This window comes from Erwinia sp. PME.40.26/001 (genome assembly GCF_055556675.1).
Genome location: NZ_JBVHNP010000328.1, coordinates 1 through 250, shown reverse-complemented (window position 1 = coordinate 250; position 250 = coordinate 1). Strand labels below are relative to the sequence as shown.

Here is a 250-nt window from a genome sequence, read left to right as displayed (position 1 = left end):
ATCCAGGACTTCCAGATAAGCCGAGTAACCCGCCTTGTAGCGCAACTGCGCCAGACGCAAGACTTCCTTGGCCGAAGTGGTGCGCAATTGCAAGTCGGTATCGGCCAGTTGATACTGGTTGCGATTGCTCAGGGCATCGGCGACTTCCTTGAAGGCTGACTCAAGCGATTTTTGATAAGCCACCAAGGCTTGCTTTTGTCGCGCTTCGGCCTGCTGGGTGCGGGCCGAGTAGCGACCAGCATCCAGAATC

1 protein-coding gene is annotated in these 250 nt (G+C 56.4%); it reads right to left on the bottom strand.

Annotated features, from left to right (window positions below; genetic code table 11):
* Positions 1–250 (bottom strand): TolC family protein (locus ACZ3HG_RS24400; protein ID WP_465335058.1); only part of this gene is annotated, 250 nt, incomplete at both ends.